Source organism: Amycolatopsis sp. WGS_07, from assembly GCF_045278895.1.
Lineage (GTDB): Bacteria > Actinomycetota > Actinomycetes > Mycobacteriales > Pseudonocardiaceae > Amycolatopsis.
In genome coordinates, this window is sequence record NZ_CP136053.1 from 5470127 (window position 1) to 5495598 (window position 25472).

21 protein-coding genes are annotated in these 25472 nt (G+C 71.2%); 13 read left to right on the top strand and 8 right to left on the bottom strand.

The window, feature by feature from the left end; translation table 11 throughout:
- Positions 1–416: 416 nt before the first annotated feature.
- Genes RPX00_RS25910 through RPX00_RS25925 form a run of 4 tightly spaced genes read left to right on the top strand, consistent with a single transcriptional unit; the run spans position 417 to position 6564 of the window.
- Positions 417–4742: a nitrate- and nitrite sensing domain-containing protein gene (locus tag RPX00_RS25910; protein WP_406629192.1), complete on the top strand. Its 4326-nt coding sequence runs from the start codon at positions 417–419 to the stop codon at positions 4740–4742.
- Positions 4739–5191 (top strand): roadblock/LC7 domain-containing protein, encoded by a 453-nt coding sequence (locus tag RPX00_RS25915; RefSeq protein WP_037809909.1) that lies wholly within the window; start codon positions 4739–4741, stop codon positions 5189–5191. The genes RPX00_RS25910 and RPX00_RS25915 overlap by 4 nt, the downstream gene beginning before the upstream one ends.
- Before the next feature lie 7 nt (positions 5192–5198).
- Positions 5199–5969 (top strand): DUF742 domain-containing protein, encoded by a 771-nt coding sequence (locus RPX00_RS25920; RefSeq protein WP_406629193.1) that lies wholly within the window; start codon positions 5199–5201, stop codon positions 5967–5969.
- Complete coding sequence (locus tag RPX00_RS25925; RefSeq protein ID WP_093574469.1) at positions 5950–6564, top strand: ATP/GTP-binding protein; 615 nt, start codon at positions 5950–5952, stop codon at positions 6562–6564. Before RPX00_RS25920 ends, RPX00_RS25925 begins: the two co-directional genes overlap by 20 nt.
- A 181-nt stretch (positions 6565–6745) precedes the next feature.
- Here RPX00_RS25925 and RPX00_RS25930 read toward each other — a convergent pair whose 3' ends face one another.
- The 4 genes from RPX00_RS25930 to RPX00_RS25945 all read right to left on the bottom strand — a co-directional run bounded on the left by RPX00_RS25930 (position 6746) and on the right by RPX00_RS25945 (position 8809).
- Entirely contained in the window at positions 6746–7309 is a 564-nt protein-coding gene (locus RPX00_RS25930; protein WP_406629194.1) for a dihydrofolate reductase family protein, read from the bottom strand.
- An 86-nt stretch (positions 7310–7395) separates the two neighbouring features.
- The gene (locus RPX00_RS25935; protein WP_406629195.1) at positions 7396–8046 is read right to left on the bottom strand and encodes a DUF899 domain-containing protein; all 651 of its coding nucleotides are present in this window, start codon (positions 8044–8046) and stop codon (positions 7396–7398) included.
- Positions 8043–8480, bottom strand: a complete 438-nt coding sequence (locus RPX00_RS25940; protein ID WP_406629196.1) for an SRPBCC domain-containing protein — start codon at positions 8478–8480, stop codon at positions 8043–8045. Before RPX00_RS25940 ends, RPX00_RS25935 begins: the two co-directional genes overlap by 4 nt.
- Entirely contained in the window at positions 8477–8809 is a 333-nt protein-coding gene (locus RPX00_RS25945; RefSeq protein WP_406629197.1) for an ArsR/SmtB family transcription factor, read from the bottom strand. Before RPX00_RS25945 ends, RPX00_RS25940 begins: the two co-directional genes overlap by 4 nt.
- 123 nt (positions 8810–8932) lie before the next feature.
- Here RPX00_RS25945 and icmF point away from each other — a divergent pair, with 123 nt between their 5' ends.
- Positions 8933–12172, top strand: a complete 3240-nt coding sequence (gene icmF, locus RPX00_RS25950; protein WP_406629198.1) for a fused isobutyryl-CoA mutase/GTPase IcmF — start codon at positions 8933–8935, stop codon at positions 12170–12172.
- Between the two features lie 4 nt (positions 12173–12176).
- On the opposite strand, the gene RPX00_RS25955 is transcribed toward icmF, so the two are convergent.
- Positions 12177–12881 carry a class I SAM-dependent methyltransferase gene (locus RPX00_RS25955; protein WP_406629199.1) on the bottom strand — a complete coding sequence of 235 codons (705 nt, stop codon included), beginning with the start codon at positions 12879–12881 and terminating at the stop codon, positions 12177–12179.
- Positions 12882–12990: 109 nt separating this feature from the next.
- On the opposite strand from RPX00_RS25955, the gene RPX00_RS25960 reads away from it, so the two are divergent.
- A complete protein-coding gene (locus RPX00_RS25960; protein WP_406629200.1) occupies positions 12991–13827 on the top strand; it encodes an LLM class F420-dependent oxidoreductase in 837 nt (278 codons plus the stop codon).
- Between the two features lie 49 nt (positions 13828–13876).
- On the opposite strand, the gene RPX00_RS25965 is transcribed toward RPX00_RS25960, so the two are convergent.
- On the bottom strand, positions 13877–15883 hold the full coding sequence (locus tag RPX00_RS25965) for an acyl-CoA dehydrogenase family protein (RefSeq protein WP_406629201.1): 2007 nt from the start codon (positions 15881–15883) through the stop codon (positions 13877–13879).
- Between the two features lie 149 nt (positions 15884–16032).
- Here RPX00_RS25965 and kstR point away from each other — a divergent pair, with 149 nt between their 5' ends.
- From kstR to RPX00_RS25995, 6 genes are all read left to right on the top strand, one after another.
- The gene (kstR, locus tag RPX00_RS25970; protein ID WP_037809922.1) at positions 16033–16665 is read left to right on the top strand and encodes a cholesterol catabolism transcriptional regulator KstR; all 633 of its coding nucleotides are present in this window, start codon (positions 16033–16035) and stop codon (positions 16663–16665) included.
- A 245-nt stretch (positions 16666–16910) separates the two neighbouring features.
- A complete protein-coding gene (locus RPX00_RS25975; protein ID WP_406629202.1) occupies positions 16911–19646 on the top strand; it encodes a DEAD/DEAH box helicase in 2736 nt (911 codons plus the stop codon).
- Positions 19646–20800, top strand: a complete 1155-nt coding sequence (locus RPX00_RS25980) for an SWIM zinc finger family protein (RefSeq protein WP_406629203.1) — start codon at positions 19646–19648, stop codon at positions 20798–20800. Before RPX00_RS25975 ends, RPX00_RS25980 begins: the two co-directional genes overlap by 1 nt.
- Positions 20801–20896: 96 nt before the next feature.
- On the top strand, positions 20897–21718 hold the full coding sequence (locus RPX00_RS25985) for an SDR family NAD(P)-dependent oxidoreductase (protein WP_406629204.1): 822 nt from the start codon (positions 20897–20899) through the stop codon (positions 21716–21718).
- A gap of 1 nt (position 21719) precedes the next feature.
- Positions 21720–22265 (top strand): TetR/AcrR family transcriptional regulator, encoded by a 546-nt coding sequence (locus tag RPX00_RS25990; RefSeq protein WP_406629205.1) that lies wholly within the window; start codon positions 21720–21722, stop codon positions 22263–22265.
- On the top strand, positions 22265–22546 hold the full coding sequence (locus RPX00_RS25995) for a hypothetical protein (protein ID WP_406629206.1): 282 nt from the start codon (positions 22265–22267) through the stop codon (positions 22544–22546). Before RPX00_RS25990 ends, RPX00_RS25995 begins: the two co-directional genes overlap by 1 nt.
- Positions 22547–22813: 267 nt before the next feature.
- On the opposite strand, the gene RPX00_RS26000 is transcribed toward RPX00_RS25995, so the two are convergent.
- Positions 22814–23524 carry a helix-turn-helix transcriptional regulator gene (locus RPX00_RS26000; RefSeq protein WP_406629207.1) on the bottom strand — a complete coding sequence of 237 codons (711 nt, stop codon included), beginning with the start codon at positions 23522–23524 and terminating at the stop codon, positions 22814–22816.
- 139 nt (positions 23525–23663) lie between these two features.
- On the opposite strand from RPX00_RS26000, the gene folE reads away from it, so the two are divergent.
- Entirely contained in the window at positions 23664–24260 is a 597-nt protein-coding gene (folE, locus tag RPX00_RS26005) for a GTP cyclohydrolase I FolE (protein WP_406629208.1), read from the top strand.
- Here folE and RPX00_RS26010 read toward each other — a convergent pair.
- On the bottom strand, positions 24224–25462 hold the full coding sequence (locus tag RPX00_RS26010) for an alpha/beta hydrolase (RefSeq protein WP_406629209.1): 1239 nt from the start codon (positions 25460–25462) through the stop codon (positions 24224–24226). The two genes, folE and RPX00_RS26010, sit on opposite strands and share 37 nt — an antisense overlap.
- Between the last annotated feature and the right edge of the window lie 10 nt (positions 25463–25472).

Here is a 25472-nt window from a genome sequence, read left to right on the forward strand (position 1 = left end):
GAGCGCCGGGTAACCGGAATTCCCGCGCCGGGCGATCGTTGTCGAATCCGGGGCGCCGAGTCCGCGCACTTCGACTATTTTCCCTGGTCAGCACCCCGATGCGGAACGCAATAACGTCGGCGGCGATTGGTGTACGATTCTTTGGCCCCAGCCGCCCGCAGCGATCGATAAGGCGCAGACAAGTTGATCTCGACCACCGCCGTGCAGTCCGCAACTTGCGTCGTGCACGTGCATAGTCCCGGGAAGCCGATCGCCGACCGGGCCGGTGCCGGATCAGCCCCGTCGTGCCCGCCGGTCGGCCGCGCGGGCAGGCGGACCGCGGGGCGCCGGGCCGGGAGCGCGAGACGCGCCGGCCGCGCGCGAAGCCGCGGGAACCGCCGACTGGCAGCCACGACGCCGGACAGGGAGTCACTTTCGTGACCGTTGCAGGAGAAGGCCAAGTGCCTGTGGAGAAGCTGCTCGGCCGCCCGCCCAAGCGGTCGCGCTGGTCGTCGGGCTGGCGGTCGGCGCTGCGCTGGCGGGACTGGAGCCTTCCGGTCAAGCTGTCCGCGGTCACGCTCGTCCCCATCGTTCTCGCGCTCGTCCTCGGCATCACCGCCATCGCGGGCCAGGTCTCGCGGTCGAGCGACTACCAGCGGATCGACCGGCTCGTCGCGCTGAGCACCCAGCTGCGCGCGCTCACCGACGGGCTGCAGCGCGAACGCACCCAGACCGCCGCCCAGCTCACCGCGGGCACCTCGGGGGTCACCCCCGAACTGAAGGCCGCCCGCGCGGCCACCGACGCGGCGGTCGCGCCGTTCACCGAGGCGGCCGCCCGGGTCGGGGCCGACGGCTCGAGCGTGTCCGGCGCGGTGAACTCGGCGACCGCGCAGGTCAACGAGATCGCGGTGATCCGCCAGCAGGTCGGGGCCGGCCTGCTGAACGCGGCCGAGGCGGTGGGCGACTACAACGCCGTCACCAGCGCGCTGATCGGCGCCGACACCGCGGTGTCGGCGGGCGCGAGCGCCGACGCGCTCGGCAGCACCCCGAGCGCGCTGCACGACCTCGAAGCGGCGAAGGAACAGGCGTCGGTCACCCAGTCGCTGGTCGCCTACGGCATCTCCGCGGGCACGCTCACCCCGCAGCAGTTGAGCGACGTGCGCGACGCGGAACTGCGTTTCGACGACCGCGTCGCCGACTTCAACGCGGCCGCCACCGCGCCGCAGCGCCAGGACTTCGAGAGCACGCTCAAGCCGGACACCTCCTACGACCGCAAGCGGATGCTCGGCACCGTGCTCGGCGGGCAGGGCGTCTCGACCGACGACGCGCTCAAGCGGATTTCGCCGCAGGAGTGGAACAACGCCTCGAACGCGGTCGTCGCGCAGCTGACCGAGGTCTCCGGCCGGATGAGCACCGACCTCACCGCGGCGTCGTCCGCGCTCGTGGAGGACGCGGGCAGCAGCGCCGGTCTGCTGGCAGTGCTGCTGTTCGCGGCGCTCGCCGCGGCGGCCGCGGTCGTGTTCGTCATCTCCCGCCAGCTGCTGCGCTCGCTGAAGGTCCTGCGGCGCAGCGCGCTGGACGTCGCGGAGAAGGATCTGCCCGAGGCGGTCCGCAACATCCAGGAGGGCCGCGCGCAGAGCGTCGAGGTCGAGCCGGTGCCGGTCCAGGTGCAGGACGAGGTCGGCGAGGTCGCGCGGGCGTTCGAGAAGGTGCACAGCCAGGCGCTGCGGCTGGCGACCGAGCAGGCCGCCATGCGCGCCGGCTACTCCAGCGTGTTCGTCAACCTGTCGCGGCGCAGCCAGAGCCTCGTGCAGCGGCAGCTGCAGCTGATCGAGCGGCTGGAGCGCGACGAGGAAGACGCCGACCAGCTCGCCACCCTGTTCCAGCTTGACCACCTCGCCACCCGGATGCGGCGCAACAACGAGAACCTGATGGTCCTCTCCGGAGCCGAGCCGGGCCGCCGGTCCGGCCAGCCGGTCGCCACGCACGACGTGCTGCGCGCCGCGGTGTCGGAAATCGAGCAGTACCAGCGGGTTTCGGTGCAGCACCCGCCCGCGGTGAAGATCGTCGGGTTCGCCGCGAGCGACGTCCAGCGGCTCATCGCGGAGCTGCTCGACAACGCGACCGCGTTCTCCGCGCCGGAAACGCAGGTGACGGTCGCGACGCGGCTCGCCGAGGACGGTTCGCTCAACGTCGACATCCTCGACAAGGGCATCGGCATGAACGAGTACGAGGTGGTGGAGGCCAACGGCAGGCTCACCGACTCGGGCTCGGTCGACCTCGCGACCTCGCGCCGGATGGGCCTGTTCGTGGTCGGCCGCCTCGCCGGGCGCCACCGCATCGGCGTTTCGCTGCACGGCGGCAAGGACATCGTCGGCGTGCGGGCCACCGTGGTCGTGCCGCCGGAGCTGGTGATGACCGGGCTCGCCACCGCTCCGGGCGACCGGCCGGAGCCCGGGGCGCTGCCCGGCCCCAAGGCGAGCGTCGCCGCGCCGCCCGCCGCGCCGGGCGGGCTGCCGCGCCGCCAGCGCCCGGCCGCCAACGGATCGGCCGTGCCGGGGCTCGTCCCGCAGCAGGGCAGCAACTCCGAGGAGACGCAGCGGTTGCCGTCGGCGGGCGACCTCGCCGGTTTCTCCGGGGACAAGGCCGCGCGTCCGCCGTCGGACCTCGAAGTGTCCGGCACCGCGTTGTTCAGCCCGATCCCGCGCGACGACGACACGCCCGCTCCGCCGCCGCCCGCGCCGAAGCTGCCGCAGATCGTCGACGTCCCGCCGCCGCGGCCGGAGCCGGAACCGGCCGCGGAGACCCGCGACGAGCGCGACGGCGAACTGCCCTCGGGCAAGGACCTGTTCTTGGCGGCCAACGCCACGACGCTGAGCGACTGGTGGAACCAGGCCGCACAGCAGGTGCCGGAGGTGCCGCCGCCGTCCGCGGCCGAGACGACGATCGAGAACACGCCGATCTTCGACGAGATGCTCTCGGCCTGGTTCCGTTCGCCCGCGCAGCCGCCGCCCGCCGCCGCTCCGTCCACTTCGGACGCTTCGGCCGCCTCGGACAAGACCGCGGCGGACGAGGACCAGCAGCAGCGCAACTGGGACTTCGCGAGCGACGAAAACTGGCGGACGGTGCAGGCACTGTCCCAGGTGGAGCCGACCGCGTTCACGAAGTCGGGCCTTCCCCGGCGCCGCCGCGGCGAACAGCTCATGCCGGGCAGCGCCACGCCGGAGCCGACGGCTCCCGCGGCCGAAACGCAGGGCAGCGACCTTCCGGTCCGCGACCCGGCGGACGTGCGGGGCAGGCTGAACAGCTTCCAGCGCGGCGTGACCCGCGGCCGTCAGGAGGTTCGCGGGACCGCCGAGCCGGAAACCGCCGGCAGCACTCCGGATCCCGGCGCCGCCGAGCCGGAGCTTCCCCGCGGACACGACGAGGCAGCCCGGCGGCGGCAGACGGTCGCGGGGGCGTTCGGCGCTCCCGCGGACCAGAACCGTCCCGGCGGCATGCCGCAGCGCACCCCGGGCCAGGCCGACGCGCCCGCCGGGTTCGGCGGACGGCCCGCTGGCGCGGGGTCCTCGGACGAGACGGCTCCCGTCCCGGCCGTGCCCCCGGCGTTCGACCCGGACGGCGGATGGCCGCGCCAGTCCCCGGCCGCGCGCACGGAACTGCCCGCGCCGCAACCGGATCGCACGGTCCGGCCGGAGAAGCCGGACAGCCTGCCGACCCGCCGCAAGGGCGCGAGCAGCCTCCCGCCCGCCCCGCCGTCCGACCCGAACCAGGTCCCGGCCGCGGTGGCCGGCCTCGAAGCGGCGGTCTCCGGCACCGGTCAGACCCCGGCGTCGCAGGCGGCGCAGGCTTCGGCCAACGGCCAGGCCGCGGCGAAGGACCAGACGGACAGCGCTGTTCCGGAGAACGGGCAGGCTTCCGCGCCGCAGGAGACCTCGCTGTGGGGTGCGCCCGCCGAGAAACCGGTGCCGGGCAAGGCTTCGCCGTTGACGACGTGGCGCAGCGCCGCGCAGCCGCCGGCCGCCGCGCCGGGCCAGCAGGCCGAGAAGAGCGCGGTGGCGGACCAGGCTCCGGCTCCGGCTGCTCCGGCTTCGGCGCAGGGCTTGGCCGGGGGACTGGGCCAGACCCGGGTGCCGGGCCAGAACCTCCCTGGCCAGACCGGAACGCCGGGCCAGTCCGGGACGCAAGGCCAGACGGCGACGTCCGGCCAGTCCGGGACCCAAGCCCAGTCCGCGACTCCGGGCCAGACCGCGGTGCCGGGCCAGACCGGAACGCCGGGCCAAGCCGCGGCATCGGGCAACACCGCCGCTCCGGTGAAGACCGGGCTGTGGGGACAGCCGCTGGTGCCGGGACAGGCCCCGTCGCGGCAGTCCTCCGCCGGAGCGGACGCCCCAGCCCCGCAGCCCCCGCAGACCCCGTCCGCGCCGAGCGGCTCGGACGGTTCGGCAAGCCCCTCGCCCGGGCCCGCCGAAGCCGCCGCCGAGTGGAACTTCGGTTCCGACGAGGGGTGGCGGACCGTCCAGTCGGTGTCCCAGTCGACGCCCGCTTCGTTCACTTCGGCAGGATTGCCCCGGCGCCGTCGAGGAGAACAGCTTCTTCCCGGCAGCGCACCGCCGCCCGCCGGGTCGGCGAGCCCCCGTCCGTCCCGCGACGCGCACGACGTGCGCGGTCGCCTGAGCAGTTTCCAGCAGGGGATCCAGCGCGGCAGGCACCGCACCGCGCAGGCCGCTGAGACGAACCACGAAACATTGGAGGGTGAATGACCTCGCCGAATGCGGCCCAGCCGCAGCAGAACCAGTTCGGCTGGCTGGTGAACGACTTCGCCGACCGCGTCCCGGGCGTCGCGCACGCGGTCGTCGTGTCGGCCGACGGTCTCCTGCTGACGGCCTCCAACCGGCTGCCGCTCGACCGCGCCGACCAGCTGGCCGCCGTGGCGTCCGGGCTCGTCAGCCTCACCCAGGGCGCCGCCCGGTGCTTCGAGGCGGGCTCGGTGCGCGAGACCGTCGTCGAGATGGAACTCGGCATCATGGTGCTGATGTCCATCAGCGACGGCTCGTGCCTGGCGATCCTCGCCGCGCCCAACTGCGACATCGGGCAGGTCGCCTACGAGATGACGATGCTCGTCGACCGCGTCGGCCAGATCCTGACCCCCGAGCTGCGCGCGCAGCTGCAGGGCGCCGGGGGCTCGCTGATCGGCGAACCGGTGGGATGATGGCGCGATGAGCCAGGGGTCCGGATTGTTCGGCGAAGAGCCCGGTGCCGGCGGCGAGCCCCCGCGCGGGGACGAGCCCGCCGCCGGGGACGACGGCACGTTCGCCGACGTCCTCAACGGGTTCAGCCTTGATTCGGGCCGCTCGCGCAGAAAACGGAAGAAGAGCGGCAAAGAAACGAAGGAATCCCAGTCCTCAGCGCCGCCCGCCGCGGGAGCGCACGCGGCAGCGGACCCGCCGGCGGCACCCGTGCCGCCGGCCGACCAAGGAGATGGTGTGACCTCTCTCGTCTCTCCACCGGGCAGTACGGACTCCGACGGCCCCAGACCAGGCGGGCTCTTCGACCCCGGACCGCCGAGCGGCGAGTTCTCGATGCCGTCGGCGATCGCCCGGCCCGAGCGCCACGAACGGGTGGACCCGGCCGAGGAGACGTCGATCGTGCGCCCGTACGCTCTCACCGGCGGGCGCACCCGGGCGAACTACGCGCTCGAACTGGAGACCCTGATCTCCACGAAGGACCATGTCGCCGCGGGAGGCTTCCCGCAGGCGGCGGCGGAACAGATCGAGAGCATCTCGATCATGGAAGCGTGCCGGACCCCGCGTTCGGTGGCGGAGATCGCCGCGGTGCTGTCGGTGCCGCTGGGGGTGGCGCGGGTGCTGATCAGCGACGCGGCCGACGCCGGTCTCGTCACCGTGCACCGGACGATCTCGGGCCAGGACGGCGCCGAAGCACACTTGATGTTGATGGAAAGGGTTTTGAGTGGACTCCGTCGGCTTTAAGGCACCGCGGGAAACCGCGCCCCCGACCATGACATCGGCGAAGATCGTGGTGGCGGGCGGCTTCGGAGCGGGCAAGACGACTTTCGTGGGTTCGGTGTCGGAAATCGTTCCGCTCACCACCGAGGCGATGATGACCGACGCCAGCCGCGGCATCGACAACCTCGACCAGACCCCGTACAAGACGACCACCACGGTCGCCATGGACTTCGGCCGCGTCTCCCTCGACGCCGACCTGATCCTCTACCTGTTCGGCACTCCCGGCCAGCAGCGGTTCTGGTTCATGTGGGACGACCTGGTGCGCGGCGCCATCGGGGCGGTCGTGCTCGCCGACACGCGGCGGCTGGCGGACTCGTTCGCGCCGATCGACTTCTTCGAGGACCGCGGGCTGCCGTACATCGTTGGGGTCAATACGTTCGACGGGGTGCTCGAGCACGACATCAACGACGTGCGGGAAGCGCTGTCGATTGATTCGAGCATTCCGATCGTGCGATGCGACGCCCGGGAGCGGGAGTCGACGAAGCAGACGCTGATCACGCTCGTTGAGTACGCGATGCGGCAGTGGATCGCTTTGCGGGCTGCTAAGGCGCATCAGTAAGTCTGGGTCGGGTTGGCGGGGGCCGCGCGGCAGGCTGTGTTTTTGGCGTCGGCTCCGCCGCCGCGCGCGGGATCGCCTTTAGTCGGCGTCTGACCGAGCGGGGTGCTGGGCCCCAGGGGGCCGGGCACCCCGCTCGGTCAGACGCCGACGCGATCCCGCGGTTGTGGCTGGGTTTTAGGGATTAGTGCGTGGTGCGGTAGCGGAGTAGGGCGACTGTGCCGTCTAGGGTGCGGGACTCGGTGAGGCGCAGCCCGATGCGGTCGGTGTCCTCCGCGAAGGGGCGTTTGTCGCCGCCTAGGATTACTGGGTGGACGCAGATTAGGTACTCGTCGATGAGGCCTTGGCGGCTTAGTTCTGCGGCTAGGGTGTGGCCGCCCATGAGCAGGATGTCGCCGGGGGCCGTGGACTTGTGTTTGGCGACTTCTTCGGACAGGTCGCCGGCGGCGATCTGGGTGTTCCAGTCGGCGGTGCCTAGGGTGCGGGAGAAGACCAGTTTCGGCTTTTTCCGCCAGATCGGGGCGAAGGCCAGGTCGTGCGGGTGGTCCGAGATCGACTCTACGTCCGGCCAGTAGCTGGACATCATCTCCCACACCCGGCGGCCGTAGGCGAACATTCCGGCGCGCTGGGACACGTCGTTCGCGTAGTCGGACAGTTCCGGGCCCATCTGGGGCCAGTCGAACTCTCCGGCGGGGCCTTCTACGCAGCCGTCCAGGGACGTGTGGACGAAGTAGACCAGGTTGGCCATGACGGGCTCGCTTTCGTGGTGCGGGTCGGGTCGCCAAGAGGTCGGAGCCGGGATGGCCGTCTGGACATCGTCCGCGGAGAAATTTTTCAGTACTCGTCGTGGCGGCGCCACCAGCTGCTCGGGGCGTCGGTGCCGTGCGACTCTTCCTCCCAGGCTTCCTGCCGTCCGAAGGGCGTGACGTCCAGGTAGCGCAGAGTCGAAACGAACTGGTCGCCGCCGCGGCCGTCGGTGAAGTAGGTGCGGTAGACGTCGTCGCCGTCGCGGAGGAAGACGCTCACGCCGAAGCCGCCGTCGATGCCGCAGTCCGCCGGGAAATCCGTGCCGTGCGCCGAGGCCCACGGGAGGGTCCAGCCCATCCGGCTCCAGTAGCGTTCGATCTCCGGAGCCGTGGCGGGGGCGACGATCTTGAGGGTCGCGTCGCGGGCGTGCAGGTGGGCGGGGTGGCCCATGGAGTCGACCAGCATCGAGCAGCCGGGGCAGCCCGCTTCGTTGCCGGGGCCCAGCATGAAGTGGTAGACGATCAACTGGCGGCGGCCTTCGAAAAGGTCCAGCAGGCTTTGCGAGCCGTCGGGCGTGGTGAATGCGTACTGCTTCGCGAAGCGGACCATGGGCATCCGGCGACGTTCGGCCGCCAGCCGGTCGCCGGCGCGGGTGTGCTCTTTTTCCTTGCGCAGCAAGGCTTCCCGAGCGCTGGCCCATTCTTCCGGCGAGACGACACGGGGGAGTGCGACAGTCATTTCAGTTCCTCCAGGATGCGGTCGAGATCTTCGAAACCGGACTGCCAGCCGTCGCTGTGTCCGTCACGTTCGGCTTCGTTCGGGAACGGAGCCTGATGGAATGTCATCGAGGTTTTCCCTGCCAGCTCGGCGAAATCGATGGTGACGAGCGTTTCGCCGACCTCGTCCTCCGGGTGCTGCCAGCGGAAGGTGAACACGAGCCGCGAAGGCGCCGAGACCTCGCGGTAGACGCCGGACACCCGTCGGTCGATGCCCTGCTCGGGGCTGGTGATCCGGCTGTGCCAGGCACCGCCGGGGCGCGGGTCCGTGCGGGTTTCGGACGCGACGAAGCCGTGCGGGCCGAACCAGCTCGCGAGGTGCGCCGGGTCGGTCCAGGCCTGGAACACCAGCTCCGGCGGTGCGTCGAAGACTCGCACGATGGTCAGCTCGCTCATTCGGCCCCTTCCTGCAGCTGCCGCAGATGCTCGTCCAAGCGGTCGAAGCCGGACTCCCAGAACCGCCGGTACTCGGCGACCCAGCCAGCGACCTCGGCCAGCGGTTCCGCTTGCAGGCGGCAAGGCCGCCACTGCTTGGTGCGGCCCCGGCTGATCAGCCCGGCCTGTTCCAGCACCTTCAGATGCTTCGACACCGCTTGCAGGCTCACCTCGAACGGCGCGGCCAGCTCGTTGACGGTGGCCTCGCCGCGGCTGAGGCGGGCGAGGATCGCGCGCCGGGTCGGATCGGCCAGTGCGGCGAACGTGGTGCTCAGCTGGTCTGCGGGCATCGCGTACTCAATCACTTGGTTAATTAACTGATGAGTTGAATATAGCCCCGCTGTCAACCCCTGAGAGCCGGGTCACTTCCAGCTCGGGTTTCCAATAGTAGGAAGTCCTAGTAAATTGGGAGGATGAGCGGCAGCGACCTGTACCGTCCCGCGAACCCGGTCCGGTTCGTCACGGCTTCCAGCCTGTTCGACGGCCACGACGCCTCGATCAACATCATGCGGCGGATCCTGCAGTCCCAGGGCGCGGAGGTGGTGCACCTCGGCCACAACCGGTCGGTCGACGAGGTGGCCACGGCCGCGATCGCCGAGGACGTCCAGGGCGTCGCCATTTCCGCCTACCAGGGCGGGCACGTCGAGTACTTCAGCTACCTCGTGGAGCTGCTGAACGAGCGCGGCGCGGGGCACATCAAGGTGTTCGGCGGCGGTGGCGGCGTCATCGTGCGCGAGGAGATCGACCTGCTGCATTCGCGCGGCGTGGCGCGGATCTTCTCGCCGGAAGACGGCTACGAGATGGGCCTGCCGGGCATGATCAACATGATGATCAAGGCCTGCGACAGCGACCTGTCCGCGCAGCCGCCCGCCTCGGTCGACAAGCTGCTGTCCGGCGACGTGCCGGCGCTCGCGCGGGTGATCACCCAGCTGCAGCGCGAAAATCTCCCCGCCGAATGGCTGTCGGCGATCACCGAGGCCGCCGGGCAGCGGCAGGTGCCGGTCCTGGGCATCACCGGCACCGGCGGTTCGGGCAAATCGTCGCTCACCGACGAGCTGATCCGCCGTTTCCGGCTCGATCAGGAAGACAAGCTGCGCATCGCGGTGCTCGCGGTGGACCCGTCGCGGCGCAAGGGCGGCGGCGCGCTGCTCGGCGACCGCATCCGGATGAACTGCCTCGACGGCTCTCCGGTGTACTTCCGCTCGCTCGCCACCCGCACCACCAGCGGCGAGATCCCGGCCGGGCTGAGCGAGTCGATCCTGGCGTGCAAGGCGGCCGGGTTCGACCTCGTGATCGTGGAGACGCCCGGCATCGGCCAGGGCGACGCGGGCATCGTCGACTACGTGGACGAGTCGCTGTACGTGATGACGCCGGAGTTCGGCGCCGCGTCGCAGCTGGAGAAGATCGACATGCTCGACTTCGCCGACGTAGTAGCGATCAACAAGTTCGAGCGCCGCGGTGCCGAGGACGCGCGTCGGGACGTCGCGCGTCAGCTGGTGCGCAACCGCGAGGCGTTCGGGTCCGCGCCCGAGGAGATGCCGGTGTACGGCACGAGCGCGGCGAAGTTCAACGACGACGGCGTGACCGCGCTGTACCAGCACCTGCGCGACATGCTCGCCGACCGCGGGCTGTCGGTGTCGACCGGTACGCTGCCGGCGGTGTCGGGCAAGGTGTCCACGGACGCCAGCACGATCATCCCGGGCAACCGCGCGCGCTACCTCGCCGAGATTTCCGAGACGGTGCGCGGATACCACGAGCAGACCGAAAAACAGGTCGCCGCGGTACGCAAGCACGAGCACCTGGTCGAGGCCAAGGCCGCGCTGTCCGAAGCGGACGCGAGCACGGACGCGCTGGACGGCCTCATCGCCGCCGCGGAGTCCGATGTGGACGGCGAGTCGACAAAGCTCCTCGAGCGGTTCCGGGCGCTGGCCGCGGACTACCGGCAGGACGAGCTGGTGGTGAAGATCCGGGACAAGGAGCTGCGCACCCAGCTGTGGCGGGAAACGTTGTCCGGCAACCGGATCCCGCGCGTCGCGCTGCCGCGCTACACCGAGTCCGGCGAGCTGCTTTCCTTCCTGCGCCGGGAAAACCTGCCCGGCTACTTCCCGTACACCGCGGGCGTCTTCCCGTTCAAGCGCGAGGGCGAGGACCCGGCGCGGATGTTCGCCGGCGAGGGCGACGCGTTCCGCACCAACCGCCGGTTCAAACTGCTGTCGGCCGATTCCGAGGCCAAGCGGCTGTCGACGGCGTTCGACTCGGTCACGCTGTACGGCCACGACCCCGACACCCGCCCGGACATCTACGGCAAGGTCGGCACGTCCGGCGTCTCCATCGCGACGCTGGACGACATGAAGGCGCTCTACGACGGCTTCGACCTGACCGCACCGAACACATCGGTGTCGATGACGATCAACGGCCCCGCGCCGACGATCCTGGCGTTCTTCCTCAACACCGCGATCGACCAGAAGTTCGCCGCGTTCCGCGAGGAGCACGGGCGCGAACCGTCCGAGGCCGAGGCCGCCGAACTGCGCGAGTGGGCGCTGAAGAACGTGCGCGGCACCGTGCAGGCGGACATCCTCAAGGAGGACCAGGGCCAGAACACCTGCATCTTCTCCACCGAGTTCAGCCTCCGGATGATGGCCGACATCCAGGAGTGGTTCATCCAGCACGGGGTGCGCAACTTCTACTCGGTGTCGATCTCGGGCTACCACATCGCCGAGGCCGGGGCGAACCCGATCTCGCAGCTGGCCTTCACGCTCGCCAACGGGTTCACCTACGTGGAGTCGTACCTGGCGCGCGGCATGGACATCGACGATTTCGCGCCGAACCTGTCGTTCTTCTTCTCCAACGGGATGGACGCGGAGTACTCGGTGCTCGGCCGGGTCGCGCGGCGGATCTGGGCCGTGGCGATGCGCGAGCGCTACGGCGCGAACGACCGGTCGCAGAAGCTCAAGTACCACGTGCAGACCTCCGGCCGGTCGCTGCACGCGCAGGAGATGAGCTTCAACGACATCCGCACCACGCTGCAGGCGCTGTGCGCGCTGTACGACAACGCGAACTCCTTGCACACCAACGCGTTCGACGAGGCGATCACCACGCCTTCGGAGTCCTCGGTGCGCCGCGCGATGGCCATCCAGATGATCATCAACAAGGAGTGGGGCCTGTCGAAGAACGAGAACCCGCTGCAGGGTTCGTTCGTGATCGACGAGCTGACCGACCTGGTCGAGGAGGCCGTGCTCACCGAGTTCGACCGGATCTCCGAACGCGGCGGCGTGCTCGGCGCGATGGAGACCGGCTACCAGCGCGGCCGGATCCAGGACGAATCGCTGCTGTACGAACGCAAGAAGCACGACGGCTCGCTGCCGATCATCGGCGTCAACACCTTCCGCAACCCGAAGGCGGGCGAGGACGACGTCGAGGTGGAGCTGGCCCGCGCGACCGAGGACGAGAAGCAGTCGCAGCTGCGCCGGCTCGCCGACTTCCAGCAGGGGCACCGCGAGGAGGCCCAGCAGGCGCTCAAGGCGCTGCGCGACGCGGCCACCCGCGGCGGCAACCTGTTCGACGTGCTCATGGATGCCGCGCGGGTGTGCTCGCTCGGTCAGATCACCGAGGCGTTCTTCGAGGTCGGCGGCCAGTACCGGCGCAACGTCTGACCCGTCACGCCCGCCGCGCGGCCAGCCGCCACATCGGGACGAGGACCCGGCCCTGCTCGTCGACGTCCAGTGCGTTGAGCGCGGTCGGGTCCAGGTCTTCGTCCGGCGAGACGGAGGCGACCGCCGCGATGAGGCCCTCGCGGCTCATCGCGGTGGTGTAGACGGCCGGTTCGAGCGCGTCGATCGTCCAGCCGTCGCCGACGGTTTCGCGCAGGTTCTGCTCGGTGATCCGGTACGGCACCGGGAAGTTCTCCGGTACCGCGTCGGAGAAGCAGAACACGTTCAGCTGTGCGCCGGGCTTGGTCGCGCGCCCGAGCGCCGCCACGTACGCGTGCCGCTCCTCTTCGTCGAGACAGTGGTAGAGCGCGCTGTCGAGGACCGCGTCGAAGCGGCCTTCGTAGCCCTCAAGCCGGGTTGCGTCCGCCTGGGCGAAGGTGACGTCCAGGCCGCGCTTCTCGGCTGCTTCGCGGGCACGCGCGAGCGCGGTCGGCGCGCCGTCGAGACCGGTCACGCGGTGTCCGCGAGACGCGAGGAACAGCGCGTTTTCGCCGAGGCCGCACCCGATGTCGAGCACCTCGCCGTGGAATCCGCCGTCCGCTTCGAGCGCGACCACCGCCGGCTGCGGGCCGGCGATGTCCCACGGCATCTTGTCCCCGATCGGGGTCTTGCCCTGGTACATCTCCTCGAAGTCGACGTCTGTCACATCCATCCGCGGCCTCCTATTCAACAGGTGATGATTTCACGCTAGCGGACCATGCTGGTGATCTGTCAACACCTCTCCCGGGAATACCTGCCGGATCCGCGAGGTAGAAGGAGGCATGGATTTCGGGATCTCGACGTTCGTGACCGACGAAGGCATCCGGCCCGACGTGCTGGGCGAGGCGGCCGAGGAGCGCGGCTTCGCGTCGCTCTTCCTCGCCGAGCATTCGCACATCCCGGCGAGCCGGGAGACGCCGTACCCCAGCGGGGGAGAGCTGCCGCGGATCTACTACCGCACGCTCGACCCGTTCGTGGCCCTCACCGCGGCCGCGGTGAACACCTCGGAGCTGGTGCTGGGCACCGGGGTAGTGCTGCTGATCCAGCGCGACCTCATCCACACCGCGAAGGAGGTGGCCTCGCTCGACCTGATTTCGCGCGGCCGGTTCGCGTTCGGGGTCGGGGCGGGCTGGAACCGGGAGGAAATGGCCAACCACGGCACTGATCCTAAGACGCGGGGTGCGCTGCTGAACGAGCAGATCGCCGCGCTGAAGGCGATCTGGACCCAGGAGCAGGCGGAGTTCCACGGCAAGCACATCGACTTCGACCCGATCTTCGCGTGGCCGAAGCCGGTGCAGAAGCCGCATCCGCCGATCCTGGTCGGCGGCGCGAGCGACGCGGCGCTCAAGCGGCTGATCGAGCACGGCGACGGGTGGATCCCGAACCCCGCGGTCTCGCCGGACCAGGTGCGCGACATCCGGCAGCGGCTCGCCGACGCGGGGCGCGGCGACCTGCCGTCGACCCTGTACGGCGGACCGGCCGACGCGGACGCGATCAAGCAATACGCCGCCGCCGGGCTGGACCACTACGGGTTCATGCTGCCGACGCTGCCGGAGGCGGAAACGCTGGCGCTGCTGGACGAGTACGCCCGGCTGGCCGCCGCTCACCGGGCTGAGTAGCTGTCCGTGAAGGACTCCTTGAGGGAATCAGATTCCTTCAAGGAGTCCTTCACGGACGGTCAGCGGGGAGGCCGAGCACGCGTTCTGCGGCGGCGGAGAGCAGGACCTGCGTGGTGCCGCCCGCGATGGACAGGCAGCGGGTCAGCAGGAACTCTTGCGCCGCAGGGGTTTCCGCGACCAGGTCCGGCGCGAGATCGAGGGCGAACTCGGCGGTTTCCTGCCGATGCCGGACCCCGAGCAGCTTCGCCACCGACGATTCCGCGCCGGGTCCGAGTCCGTCGAGGCGGCGGAGCGTGGCCCGCAGGTCGAGGACCGAACATGCGCTGCCCTGTCCGATCAGCGCGCCGAGCCGGTCGCAGTCCACGTCCTCCGGCGCCGATTCCAGCAGCTCTTCGACGTTCTCGCCGACCGCCGAACCGCGGCCGAGCGCGACGCGTTCGTTCGCCAGCGTCGTGCGTGCCAGCTTCCAGCCCGCGCCGGGTTCGCCGACGACATCGGCGTCCGGCACGAAGACGTCGTCCAGGAAGACCTCGTTGAACACGCTTCGCCCGGTGATCTCGCGCAGCGGCCGCGTCGTGATCCCGGCGGCTCGCATGTCGACCAGGAAGTACGTGATTCCCTTGTGCTTCGGCACGTCCGGGTCGGTGCGGGCGAGGCAGATCGCCCAGTCCGCCTCGTGCGCGAGCGACGTCCACACCTTCTGCCCGGTGAGCAGCCAGCCGCCGTCCGTCCGCCGTGCCGAGGTGCGCAGCGACGCGAGATCCGAGCCGGCGCCGGGCTCGCTGAACAGCTGACACCAGGTCACCTCGCCGCGCAGGGTCGGCCCGGCGAAGCGTTCGCGCTGCTCATCGGTGCCGTGCGCGAGGATCGTCGGCACTGCCCAGCCGCCGATCACCATGTCCGGCCGCTGGATGTCCGCTGCTGTCAGCGCGGTGTCGATCCGCAGCTGCTCCGCCGCGTCCGCGCCCCGGCCGTACGGCTTTGGCCAATGCGGGGCGAGCAAGCCCGAGTCCGCCAGCGCTTGGCGACGGTTTTCCTCCGGCAGCGCGGCGATTTCCGCGACGAGCCGGGTTACCTCGGCGTCCTCGCCGACGTTCACACCAAGCGTCCGCCGCTTCCCGGCCAACGCCAGGTCCGCGGCCCGCTTCCGCCATCGCTGCGAGCCGCCGAGCCACTGCCGCAACGCCAACGCGCGTCGCAGATACAGGTGCGCTTCGTGCTCCCAGGTGAACCCGATTCCGCCGAGAACCTGGATGCAGTCCTTCGCGTTCTCGACCGCAGCGTCCAACGCCACCGCCGCTGCGCTCGCGACAGCCAGCGGATCGCCGACCGCTGAAGCCGCGTCCCACGCCAGCGCTTCGGCGGCTTCGGTGCGGCACAACATCTCCGCACACAGGTGTTTCACCGCCTGGAAAGCGCCGATCACCTGCCCGAACTGCTCGCGGACCTTCGCGTACTCGACGGCTGTCGTCAGGCACCAGCGCGCCACGCCCGCCGCCTCCGCCACCGCGAGCGTCGCCGCGAGATCGCGGACGTCCGGCAGGTCCAGCACCTCGCCCGATGCGTCGGCCTTGACGCGCCCCAGCGAGCGCGAAAAGTCGAAGGGGGCCAACGGTTCCACCGCCGTCCCAGGCGGAATCAGCGCGTATCGCTCGCCTCGCGGCACGAGCAGCCACGACCCGGCATCCGCGCCGGGCACTGTCGCGTCGTCCAGTTGCACCGCCACGTGAGCGGTCCCGTCCGCGATCTCGGCGGCGAGTTCCTTCGAGTGCTCCGCGAGCAGCAGCCCGGCCAGCGCGGTGCTCAGCAACGGCCCCGGCACCAGCGCTTCGGCGGCGGCCGCGAGCCCGGCCGCGAGATCCGCGACAGTCCCGTCCGCCCCGTTGACCGACGCAGGCAACGCGATGCCGGTGAGCCCCAGCGCGGCGAACCCTTCCGGCAGGCTGGCGCCAGTGGTTTCGGCGGCCCGCACAGCGGCGACCGGATCGTGTGCCGCCGCCCAGTCCCGCACAGCGGCGGCGAGCGCGGTTTGTTCCTCGGTGAGCGCGACCGGCATCGGTCTCCTCCTCGCGGGGTACAGAGCTACTGGCGAGTGTAGAACGTGTTACAGTTTTTCCGCCAGGTGGTCGCGAGTTGAAGCTTTCTTCAGGGCAGGTACGCTTAGCCGGAAACTGGAACGAGTTCCGCGAGACGAGGGGAAGGGCGATGCCGGGGAAGGCGAAGACGCCGGCGGCGAAAACGCGGGCGAACGGCCTCGGCGCGATGGGCGAGGAGCTGGGCTCCGCCGCCCAGCGGGACCGCCGCCGCCGCATCATCGACGCGACGCTGTCACTGGCCTCCAAGGGCGGCTACGACGCCGTGCAGATGCGCGCGGTCGCCGAGAAAGCCGACGTCGCGCTGGGCACGCTGTACCGGTACTTCCCGTCGAAAATTCACCTGCTCGTGTCCGGTCTCGCGCAGCAGTTCGAGGCCGCGCACGAGAAAATCCAGCGCAGCGCGATCCCCGGCGAAACCCCCGCCGAGCGCCTGATGTTCGTCCTGGGCCGCAACACCCGCCTCATGCAGCGCGATCCGCACCTGACCGAGGCGATGGTGCGCGCGTTCATGTTCGCCGACACGTCCGCGGCCGCCGAGGTCGAACTGGTCGGCAGGCTGATGGAGGACATGTTCGCGAGCGCGATGGGCATCGACGACCCGACCGAGGCGGACCGCGACATCTTCCACGTGGTCGCCGACGTGTGGATGGCGAACCTGGTCGCCTGGGTGACCCGCCGCGCTTCGGCCGCCGACGTGGCGAGCCGACTGGAGCTTTCGGTACACCTGCTCCTGGACAAGTAGCCGTCCTCACCGCCCAAACCGCAGCCAACCCACCCAAACCAGCGAGGCACCCAGCCCCCGCCCCGCACCCCGATACGAAGCCTCCCTGCGGTTCGGGGGTGGTTGTCAAGGCATCTTTCCCGCCTTGACAAGCACCCCCGAACCGTCAGCACAATCAAGCTTCGGGGTGCCCCACGCACTAACCACGGCAATGTCGCCGCCAGGCGACGAGCAAAATTGTCGGACCAAGACGTTACGGTGCCGGGGTGGAGTTCGACCAGACCACCCAAGCCACCTACCTCCCCTCGGATCCCCCGCGAGAGGGAGTCCTGGCGTTGTGGGGCGACGAGATCGAGGGGGACACCCCGATCCAGCTCGTCCTGCCCGGCGGCGGGAAGTTCGCCCGCACCGAGGTCGTGGCGAGGCTCGTGCCGCTGGCGGACGCCATCCCGCGGCTGCTCGTGGTGCCGGACGAAACGAGCCCGGCCCTCGCCGCCTGGTCGGCGGTCGTCAACGCCGGGGTGAACCTGGTGGCGCGCGGGCGGTTGCGTCCGGCGTCCACGCCGAGCGGCCTGGGCACCTGGCGGGTCGGGCCCCTGGACTCGGCCGACGAAGAACTCCTGCGCGGGCTCGCCGCGGCCCTGCCGCCGGAAGCACACGCGTTGCCGTTGTCCGGAGTGAAGCGGATTCGGTTGCACTCGCCGGAATCCCTGGTTCGCGCGGTGTGGGACGCGGCGGCGGACGTGCTGGTGCGCAGTCCGGCGGCGGCAGTCGGATCCGGCGGGGCCGCGTTCGCCGAGTTCCAGCCCACGCTGCTGGATCCGGACGGCGCGGCCTGGCTCACCGAACTGGAAGCCCGTCGCCCGGACGGCGCGCAACTGCTGTTGCGGATCGAAGCGACCGACGAGGAATTCGCCGGAGTTCTGGCCGTCCGGTCCACCCTCGAGCCCAGTCTGGTCGTTGAAGCCGCGACTCTGTGGGACGCACCCGAAGCAGTGCTGCACCGGCTCGGCGATCAAGTGGAAACCCAGCTCCTCCTTGGCCTGCGACGAGGCGCGCGGGCCTGGCCGCCGCTGAGCCGGGTCCTGTCCGAACCAGCGCCCACCACGCTCCCGCTGTCCGACGACGAGGTGGTCGACCTTCTCGGCACCGGTGCCCGCGATCTGGGCGGCGCGGGCATCGAAGTGTTGTGGCCCAAGGATCTTTTCGCCGGGGAGGTCCGCGCGAAGGCGAGTGTCACGCAGGCGCCGGCGAGCGAATCCGGTCCGGCGTTCCCGCTCAACGGCCTGCTGGAATTCCGCTGGCGGCTCAGCCTCGGCGGCAGCGACCTCACCGACGAGGAGGTGGCCGCACTCGCGGAGGCCAAACGCCCGCTGGTCCGGCTGCGCGGCCAGTGGGTGAAGCTCGATCCCGCGCTGCTGGCGCGAATGCGGGCCAAACGGTCGCGGCTCACCGGGGCCGAAGCGCTCGCCGCGGCGCTCACCGGCGAGCTGGAAGTCGACGGCGAGCGGGTCGAGTTCGCGCCGCAGCCGGCGTTGTCCGGGCTCGCCGCCCGGCTGCGCGAACGGGATCCCGCGCCCGTCGAAGAACCGGACGGGCTCACCGCCACGCTCCGGCCGTACCAGCGGGCGGGGCTGGGCTGGCTCGTCGCGATGACCGATCTCGGCCTCGGCGCGTGCCTGGCCGACGATATGGGGCTGGGCAAGACAATCCAGCTCATCGCACTGCACCTGCATCGCCGCGCGCTGACCGCGGGGCCGACGCTGGTGCTGTGCCCCACCTCGCTGCTGGGCAACTGGGAACGCGAGTTCGGCAAGTTCGCGCCGGAGGTGCCGGTGCGCCGGTTCCACGGCGGCGGACGGCATCTCGACGACCTGGCCCCGGACGAGGTCGTGCTCGCCACGTACGGCGTGCTGCGCCGCGACCGCGAGCTGCTGTCCGAAGTGGACTGGGGCATGGTCGCAGCGGACGAGGCGCAGCACGTGAAGAACCCGTTGTCCGCCACGGCGAAGCAGCTGCGGCAGGTGCCCGCGGCGGCGCGTGTGGCGCTCACCGGCACCCCGGTGGAAAACCGGCTCACCGAACTGTGGTCGCTGCTCGACTGGACCACGCCGGGGCTGCTCGGGCCGCTGGAGAAGTTCCGGCGCACCGTTGCGCGGCCGATCGAACGGGACCGGGACGAGGCGGTCACCGGGAGGCTGGCCGCCACGGTCCGGCCGTTTCTGTTGCGCCGCCGCAAAACCGACCCGGACATCGCGCCGGAGCTGCCGCGCAAGACCGAGACCGACCGGTACGTCCCGCTCACCGCCGAGCAGACCACGCTGTACGAGGCGGTGGTCCGGGAGAACCTGGCGCAGATCCGGCAGGCGCAGGGCGTGCAGCGGCGCGGCCAGGTGCTGAAGCTGCTCACCGAACTCAAGCAGATCTGCAATCACCCGGCGCATTACCTCAAGGAAAGCACCGGGACGCTCACCGGCCGGTCGGGCAAGCTCGCCGCGTTCGAGGAACTGCTGGACGTCATCCTCGACGAGGGCGAGAGCGTGCTGGTGTTCAGCCAGTACGTGCGGCTGTGCCGGCTGCTGGAGCGGCGGCTCGCCGAGCGCGGGCTGCCCACTGCGCTGCTGTCCGGCGAGGTCGGGCCGAAGCGGCGCGACGAGATGGTGGCCGCGTTCCAGTCCGGCGAGACGCCGGTGTTCCTGCTGTCGCTCAAGGCGGGCGGCGTCGGGCTCAACCTCACCCAGGCCACCCACGTGATCCATTACGACCGCTGGTGGAACCCGGCGGTGGAGGACCAGGCGACCGACCGCGCGTACCGGATCGGCCAGGACCGGCCGGTGCAGGTCCACCGGCTCATCGCGGAGGGCACGCTGGAGGAGCGCGTGGCCGCGGTGCTGGAGACCAAGCGCGGGCTGGCCGACGCGGTCGTCGGCGCGGGGGAGGACTGGATCACCGAGCTGTCCGACGACCAGCTCGCCGACCTCGTCCGGCTCGGGAGCGGCTGATGCCGCCGCGGCGCACGTTCGGCAGGCGATGGTGGGGCCGGGCGTGGGTGGAGGCGCTGGAACAACGCGCGAAGCTGGACCCGAACCGGCTGCCGCGCGGGCGGACGTACGCGCGCAAGGGCGTCGTGGACGAGCTGGCGATCAGTGCGGGCGAGATCACCGCGTGGGTGCGGGGAAGCAGGCCGGACCCGTACCGCGTCGCCATCCGGATGCGCGAGTTCAGCGCCGAGGAATGGGACAAGCTGCTGGACGTCGCGGGTCGCCGCCTCGGGCACGCCGCCGCGTTGCTCGACGGCGAACTGCCGGAGGAGCTGGCCGTCCAGTCCCGCGAGGCCGGGGCCGATCTGCTGCCCGGCCCCGGCGATCTGCGGCCGCGCTGTTCCTGTCCGGACAGCGCGAATCCGTGCAAACACGTGGCGGCGGTGTACTACCTGGTCGCCGACGAGGTGGACGCCGATCCGTTCGTGCTGTTCACCCTGCGCGGCCGGGGCCGGGACGAGGTTTTGGCCCGGCTGCGCGAATTGCGGGCGCCCAGCGCGGTGCGTCCGGCTCGCGCGCCGGACGTCGGGCTGACGCCGAAAAAGGCGTACTCGCGCCGGATCGCGCCGCTGCCGCCGTTGCCCGCGGTCCCCGGCGAACCCGGCTCGCCCGCCGTGCTCGACCTCGATCCGCCCGCCCGCACCGGCCTGACCTCCGCGGCGCTCACCGCGCTGGCCGCCGACGCGGCCGCGCTCGCGTTCGACCTGCTGCATACCCGGGATGCCTTGGCGGACTTGACTTTCGCCGAGGATCTGGCCCGGCGCGCGGCCCGGCCGGGTGCGGACGTCTTCGGGTTGGCCGAGGCCGCTGGGGTCGCGCCGTCGGAGCTGATCGTGTCCGCGCAGGCGTGGCGGGAGGCGGGCCGGAACGGGCTGGCGGCACTGCGGGACGTATGGAGCCCCGGCCCCGGGCCGCTGGCGACGGCCCGCGCGGAGCTGGCGGAGTTGCCGGGGGAGGTGAAGGTGTGGCGTAACCGGGTGACGGCCGGAGCGGTCCAGCTCCGCTACGGGCGGGACCGCCGGTGGTACCGGTTCGTGCGGGTCGCGGGTCAGTGGTGGCCGGACGGGCCGCCTGCCGAGCAGCCGGTGGATCTCGCTTATCCGGCGGAGGGCTGAGTCACCCGAGCGCACGAGACGGCCTGCCCCGCGGAAAGCGTGGCTCACGCGAGCGAAACGAGACGGTCCGTCTCGTTTCGTGCTACCGTCTGCGGCATGACGAGAACATGGGTGATCACCGGGGCCGGTCGCGGACTGGGCCGGGCGTTGGCGCTGGCCGCGGCGGAAGCGGGCGACCGGGTGCTGGCGACCGTCCGCACGCCGGGGAGTGCGCCGGAGCACCGGAACGTCGTGGAACACGTGCTCGACGTGCGTGACCGGGCCGCCGCGCGGGAAACCGTCCGCCGGGCGGTGGCGGAGTTCGGCCGGCTGGACGTCGTGGTGAACAACGCCGGGTACGGGCTGGTCGGCATGGCCGAGGAAGTGAGCGAGGACGAAGCGCGGGACATCCTGGAGACGAATCTGCTCGGCGCGCTGTGGCTGACCCAGGCGGCGCTGCCGGTGCTGCGCGAACAGCGGTCGGGGCACGTCGTGCAGGTCTCGTCGGTCGGCGGGGCCGGTTCGGTGCCGGGATTCGGCTTGTACAGCGCGAGCAAATGGGGGCTGGAGGGCATGAGCGAGGCGATCGCGCAGGAGGTCGCGGAGTTCGGCGTGCGGGTGAGCATCGTCGAGCCCGGCGGGATGGACACCGAATGGGCGACCGGCAGCATGCGGTTCGCCGCCCCGGACCCGGCCTACGACGGGCTGCGCGAGCGGACGTTCGGCACGACGGCCGTGCCGTGGGCGGCCAGCGGCACCGGCGGGGGCACGCCGCCGGAGGAGATCGCCGCCGAGATCCTGCGGCACGTCAACGATCCGGACGACCAGCGGCTCCGCGTGCTGGCCGGTGCCGACGCCCCCGCGATGGTGGCGACCGCACTGTCCGGCCGGTTGGCGGATTACCGGCAGGACAAGCGTTTCGCCGACGCGGAGATCTGACGTGGCGCGCGCCAGCACCCGGGCCCGCGTGCACGCCGCGGTGCTCTCGCTTGCCGCCGAGGCCGGTTTCGGCGGCCTGAGCATGGAGGGCATCGCGGCCCGCGCGGGCGCCGGGAAGCAGACGCTGTACCGCACGTGGTCGTCGCCCGCCGAGGTGCTGCTGGACGCGCTGCTCGAGCAAAGCCTGGACGCTTCCGGCGAGGTCGCCATCCCGGACACCGGCGACCTGCGCGCGGACCTGGAAACCTTGGTTGCCGGCATGATCGCCGAGCTGACCGACCCGGCGACCGACCGCCTGCTCCGCGCGGTGACCGCCGAACTGCAAACCGACCCGGCCGTCGGCGCTGAGGTCTTGGACCGCCTGCTGGGCCCGCAACTGCGCGCCCTAGCCGCCCGCCTGGCCCGGGCTGGCGTGGAATCGCCGGAGGACGGTGCGGAACTGTTGCTGGGCCCGGTTTTTCATCGGTGGCTGCTGCGCACGCGGCCGTTCACGGAGGACTGGCCAGCCGCGCACGTGGAGCGGGTGCTGCGCGCGGTGTCGCTGTGATGCACGAGATCGGGTACCGCAGGGTGCTTGACCGGGTGACAAGCGTCCGGCCTCCCGCGCAACCCGACGAGGAGGCGGAGTTCGAGGTTTGGTGCGCGCTCGTCGAGGCTGAGGCGGAGTTCGCTGGGCTGCTGGCCACCGCGGCGAGCCACGGCAGAGTCGATGCGTCGCAATGGGAGCGAGTCAGGCGGTCGCTTGAGCGGATTGACGCGCCGGAAGGTTCGCTGGCGGAGTGGCGGGAGGCCCTTCGCGGAGCGGTAGCCGAGGTGTGTCCGGGCTGATTCCGGTCACCCGCCAGCTGGCTCCGTTCCCCGTAGCTCGATGCAGCAACCCCCGTCGCGGGGCGGGACCCGGGTCGCCCCCGGCACCGGTCCGTCATCCCGCACACGAGGTCCGGCGCGCGTCTGGCCTCCCGCGCAACTCGAAGACGAGTCTGGCCCACGGCAGAGTCGATGCGCCGCAATGGAAGCACGTCAAGCGATCGCTCGAGCGGATTCACGCGTCGGAAGGTTCTCTGGCGGTGCGGTAGCCGAGGTGTGGCGGGCTGGTCACCCGCCAGCCGACTCCGTCCCCCGAAGCTCGATGCAGCAACCCCCGTCGTGCGGCGAGACCCGGGCCGTCGACACCCCCGGCACCTGCAGCCCCTCCACCACCCCGGTCAGGAACCGGTCCGTCATCCCGCACACCAGGTCCGGCGCGCGTGCGGCCAGCGGCTGGAACGGGCAGTTCCGCAGGCGCAGGCACACCGGCGTCTCGCGGTTCGGTTCGAAGCCGTGCCGGGCCAGGACCGTGCTCGTCAGGGTCAGCCCGCGTTCCGTGCCCAGCCGGCCGGGGCGGGAGCGTTCGCGTTCGGCCGCGCCTGCCGCGGAGCCGTGGCGTCCGGCCTCGCGCAGGGCCGCATCCCTGGCCGGTTCGCCGGGGGCCGCCGAGGCGACCGCGTCGACCAGGATGGCGGCCAGGACGTCCGGGTGCCGCGGCGGGATGGTGATCGCGAAATCGGTCGCGGCGGGTTCGTAGACCTTCGGGGCTCGGCCCACCTTGCGGACCCCGCCGACGGTCTCGTAGCGGGCGCGCAGCAGGCCCGCCGTCACGAGTTTGTCCAGGTGGAACGCCGCCAGCTTGCGCGAGATGCCGACCGCCGCGGCGGCCTCCTCGCGCGTCACCGGGCGGCCGGCGGCGCGGATGAACGCGTACATCCCCCGGCGCAGGTCCTCGTCCAGCGCCGCTACCGCGCGGATCGTCGCCAGGTCACTCGTCACACATCCACGATAACGCCCAGCGAGGTTCTCCGAACCCGCTACCCGGCTTGTTCACCTGGTCACATTGACTCCGCCCCGCGATAAGACCAAGATTTATAGGCGAAACCCGTCCTGCCAGCCCCGAAGCCGAGGATCGCCCATGTCCGGAACCGCACTCCGCGTCGTCCACGAGCCGGTCCCCGGCTTCGACCTGGCCGCGGCCGAAAACGCGGCGGGGGATTTCCTGCGCGCGCTCGGCATCAGCCTCGATTCGGAGAGCCTGCGCGGCACGCCTGGCCGGATGGCCCGCGCGTACGCCGAGCTGTTCACGCCCCGCTCCTTCGACCTCACCACGTTCCCCAACGACGAGGGCTACGACGAGCTGGTGCTGGCCCGCGACATCCCGGTGCGGTCGGTCTGCGAACACCACCTGCTGCCCTTCATCGGCGTCGCGCACGTCGGGTATCTGCCGGGCGAGCGGATCCTCGGGCTGTCGAAGCTCGCGCGCGTGGTCGAGCATTTCGCGTGCCGTCCGCAGGTGCAGGAGCGGCTGACGAAGCAGATCGCGGGCTGGCTCGGCGACCAGTTGTCGCCGAAGGGCGTCGGCGTGGTGATCGAGGCCGAGCACACCTGCATGACGCTGCGCGGGGTCCAGGCGACCGGTTCGTCCACGGTCACGTCCACCCTGATGGGCACGCTTCGCGAGGACGCCCGGTCGCGTCAGGAGTTCTTCTCGCTGACCGGGGTCAACGCCTGAGCGTGCGCCCAGTCCAGGAAGTGCTCGACGCCGCGCACCACGTGCGTGCTGCGGATTGACGGGAACACGTCGAACGCGTGCTGCGCGCCGGCGAGTTCCGCGTACGCCACCGGGTTGGCCGATTTGGCGCGCAGCCGGGAGACGAACTCCCGCGCCTCCGCGACCGGCACCAGCGAGTCGTGCTTGCCGTGGATCACGAAGAACGGCGGCGCGTCCTCGGCGACCCGGTCCATCGGGGACGCCGCGAGGTAGTCGTCCATCCGGTGTTCCGGGGCGAACACCCGCCGCGCCATCAGGCTTTCCAGGCGGTACCGGCTTTCCTCCTCGCCGGTCGACGCCGCGATGTCGTACACGCCGTAGTGCGGCACGCAGGCCTGCACGCTCGTGTCCGCCTCCTCGAACCCGGGCTGCAACGCCGGGTCGTTCTGGCTCAGCGCGAGCAGCGCGGCCAGATGCCCGCCCGCCGAACCGCCGGTGACCGCGACGAAGCGAGGATCGCCGCCGTACTCCGCGATGTGCTCGCGGATCCAGGCGAGCGCTTGCTTGGCCGCCACGATGTGCGCCGGCCAGCGCGAAGCGGGGGAGAGCGGGTAGTTGATCGCGACGCAGACCCAGCCTCGGCGGGCGAGGTGGCGCATCAGCGGCAGGCCCTGCTGTTCCTTGTTGCCGATGGTCCACGCGCCGCCGTGGATCTGCAGCAGCACCGGCGCGTCGCGGACCGGTTCGCGCGGCCGGTAGACGTCCAGGAGAAAGCGTTTGCCGCCAGGGGCGTAAGCGACATTCCGGTCGCGCACGACGTCCGGTTCGTGCATCCGGAACGGCATCAGCAGCCGCCCCCACGGCGTCGAGAAGTCTGACGGGTTCGAGAGCTGGGCGCGGTAGTCCTCGCCGAGTGCTTCGACGAGCGCGCCCTCGACTTCGTTGCGCGCCTTCTGCGAGGTCGCGATCAGCGAGGCGAAACCGGCCGCGGAGAGCGCCGCCAAAGCCAGCCCGGCGCGGTCGCTGCGGCGGCGCAGCCCGTGGCGCGCGACGTGCTGCACGGTGTCGGCCGCGGTGAGCGCGAGCAGGTGCGGCGCGAGTTCGCCGGTGAGCCAGCCGGCGAAGAACACCGGCACCGAGGTGGGCCGCGGTTTCGGTGGTCGCAGCGCGAGAGCGGCGAGGCCGAGCTGCGCCGCGCGGCGGGTCACGAAGTCCGGTTTCACCTGCCCGATG

Bases quoted from the DNA above. Each gene is read 5' to 3' on its own strand.
- RPX00_RS25915 (WP_037809909.1), top strand. From the start codon at position 4,739: ATGACCTCGCCGAATGCGGCCCAGCCGCAGCAGAACCAGTTCGGCTGG.
- RPX00_RS25920 (WP_406629193.1), top strand. From the start codon at position 5,199: ATGAGCCAGGGGTCCGGATTGTTCGGCGAAGAGCCCGGTGCCGGCGGC.
- RPX00_RS25930 (WP_406629194.1), bottom strand. From the start codon at position 7,309: ATGGCCAACCTGGTCTACTTCGTCCACACGTCCCTGGACGGCTGCGTA.
- RPX00_RS25935 (WP_406629195.1), bottom strand. From the start codon at position 8,046: ATGACTGTCGCACTCCCCCGTGTCGTCTCGCCGGAAGAATGGGCCAGC.
- RPX00_RS25940 (WP_406629196.1), bottom strand. From the start codon at position 8,480: ATGAGCGAGCTGACCATCGTGCGAGTCTTCGACGCACCGCCGGAGCTG.
- RPX00_RS25945 (WP_406629197.1), bottom strand. From the start codon at position 8,809: ATGCCCGCAGACCAGCTGAGCACCACGTTCGCCGCACTGGCCGATCCG.
- icmF (WP_406629198.1), top strand. From the start codon at position 8,933: ATGAGCGGCAGCGACCTGTACCGTCCCGCGAACCCGGTCCGGTTCGTC.
- RPX00_RS25955 (WP_406629199.1), bottom strand. From the start codon at position 12,881: ATGGATGTGACAGACGTCGACTTCGAGGAGATGTACCAGGGCAAGACC.
- RPX00_RS25960 (WP_406629200.1), top strand. From the start codon at position 12,991: ATGGATTTCGGGATCTCGACGTTCGTGACCGACGAAGGCATCCGGCCC.
- RPX00_RS25965 (WP_406629201.1), bottom strand. From the start codon at position 15,883: ATGCCGGTCGCGCTCACCGAGGAACAAACCGCGCTCGCCGCCGCTGTG.
- kstR (WP_037809922.1), top strand. From the start codon at position 16,033: ATGCCGGGGAAGGCGAAGACGCCGGCGGCGAAAACGCGGGCGAACGGC.
- RPX00_RS25980 (WP_406629203.1), top strand. From the start codon at position 19,646: ATGCCGCCGCGGCGCACGTTCGGCAGGCGATGGTGGGGCCGGGCGTGG.
- RPX00_RS25985 (WP_406629204.1), top strand. From the start codon at position 20,897: ATGACGAGAACATGGGTGATCACCGGGGCCGGTCGCGGACTGGGCCGG.
- RPX00_RS25995 (WP_406629206.1), top strand. From the start codon at position 22,265: ATGCACGAGATCGGGTACCGCAGGGTGCTTGACCGGGTGACAAGCGTC.
- folE (WP_406629208.1), top strand. From the start codon at position 23,664: ATGTCCGGAACCGCACTCCGCGTCGTCCACGAGCCGGTCCCCGGCTTC.